The sequence below is a fragment of the uncultured Methanobrevibacter sp. genome, from assembly GCF_937906425.1.
Classification (GTDB): domain Archaea; phylum Methanobacteriota; class Methanobacteria; order Methanobacteriales; family Methanobacteriaceae; genus Methanobrevibacter.
In genome coordinates, this window is sequence record NZ_CALCYR010000031.1 from 1 (window position 1) to 2,167 (window position 2,167).

General features: G+C 31.1%; 1 protein-coding gene. It reads left to right on the plus strand.

The window, feature by feature from the left end; genetic code table 11:
* Window positions 1-786: 786 nt before the first annotated feature.
* A complete protein-coding gene (locus tag Q0138_RS01025) occupies window positions 787-2,103 on the plus strand; it encodes an O-acetylhomoserine aminocarboxypropyltransferase/cysteine synthase family protein (RefSeq protein ID WP_297979698.1) in 1,317 nt (438 codons plus the stop codon).
* Window positions 2,104-2,167: the final 64 nt, after the last annotated feature.

Genomic DNA, 2,167 nt, shown 5'->3' on the forward strand with positions numbered 1-2,167 from the left:
CTATGGGTTTCGGTCTATGGGAATTTCATTTTGCTGCCAGCCTTTTTTTATCGAAGAATATTTAGTTTTATTTATTACGAACTTTTTATTTTTACTTTACTTTTACTTTTACTTTTTCTGACTCTTATTTTTGATTTTAATTTTTTTCTATTATTTTAGTGTTGATTTTCTTTTTTATTTTTATTATTTTCTTATTTTACTTCTGGATTTTCTTTTCTATTTTTATATTTTTTTCATTTTACTTCTGGATTTTCTTTTCTATTTTTATTATTTTCTTATTTTACTTCTGGATTTTTGTTTCTATTTTTATTTTTCTTTTTATTTGCTTTGGAATTTTCTATAAAATTTTTATTTACCTATTATCATCTTATTCTTTCTTTTACCAAAAATTTTATATATTATGTATAACAATTGTTATATAATGAATATTTTTCTTAAATCTTTTTATTAATCTTGGTATTTTGAATTTTTTATATTAATTGAATCTTTTGCCATTAATTTTAAAATACTGATTTCTTATTCTAAGCTTTTGTTTTAACATATGTTTTCAACAAAAACTTTATATATTATGTATAACAATTGTTATATAATGGATATTTTTCTTAAAATCTTTTCAAAATTATATGGTTTTGAAAAATTATTTTTTTAGTTAAATTTTATAACAATTGTTATAATTTTTTATAAGAATCTAAATAAGATTATGGATCTTTTAAGTAGTGAGTAGAATTTTAAGAAAAAACAAAAATATTCATTTTTTATATTTAATAAATTATTATAGGTGATAAAATGACTAATAAAGATTATGGATTAAGTACTTTAGGATTACACGCAGGACAAGAAGAACCAGACCCGGCAACTGGGGCAAGAGCCGTTCCAATCTATCAAACTTCTTCATATGTATTCAAGGATACAGATGAAGCAGCAAACAGATTTGCTCTTGCAGAGTTCGGTCAAATTTATAGTAGATTAACCAACCCAACATCCGATGCTTTTGAAGCGAGAATTGCTGCAATTGAAGGAGGTAACTCCGCTATTTCTGCTGCAAGTGGTTTGGCTGCCATTACTTATGCACTTTTAAACATTACCGAACCTGGAGACGAAATTGTTTCTGCTGACAATTTGTATGGTGGAACTTACCAATTATTTGATTACACTTTCAAGGACTTGGCACGTACCGTTATTTTTGTAGATTCCCAGGATTTAGATGCTTTTGAAGCTGCCATTACAGACAAGACCAAGGCAATCTATGTAGAATCTCTCGGTAACCCTAAATTGGATGTGCCTGATTTTGAAAAGCTTGCTGAAATTGCTCACTCCCATGACATTCCTTTGATTGTAGACAATACTGCAGGTGTAGGAATTGTAAGACCTCTTGATCATGGTGCTGATGTTATTGCGGCTTCCGCTACCAAATTTGTAGGCGGACATGGTACTGCAGTCGGCGGTTATATTGTAGACAGCGGCAGATTCAACTGGGGTAATGGAAAATTCCCAACTATCTCTGAACCTGATCCAAGTTACCATGGATTAAACTACTGGGAAGTATTTGGAGATTTCCCTGGACTTGGAAACATTGCTTACACTCTCCGTATCAGAGCCAGATTGCTTAGGGATTTAGGTGCAACCCTTGCTCCTGTACACAGCTTCATATTCTTGCAAGGTCTTGAAACCTTAACCATCAGAATGGATAAACATTCTGAAAATGCAGCTAAAGTGGCTGAACATTTAAACAATCACCCTGCTGTCTCTTGGGTAAGTTACCCTGGTCTCGAATCCCACCCAAGTCATGAAACCGCTAAGAAATACTTAAATGGTAAATACGGTGCTTTAATTGCATTTGGTATTAAGGGCGGTCTTGAAGCAGGTAAGGAATTTATTGACAATGTGGAATTATTATCATTGCTTGCAAACATTGGTGATGCAAAAAGTTTGGTTATTCACCCAGCTTCAACCACTCACCAGCAATTAAGTCCTGAAGAACAGGAAAGCACTGGAGTAACTCCTGATTTAATCCGTTTATCCATTGGTCTTGAGGACATTGATGATATCCTTGCTGATATCGATCAAGCTTTGGAAAAAGTAGTTGCTAAATTCGGCGAATAAATTTAAGAAAATTAAATGATAATTAAATAATTTATTATTATAATTAATTTTTAAATTTATTTTT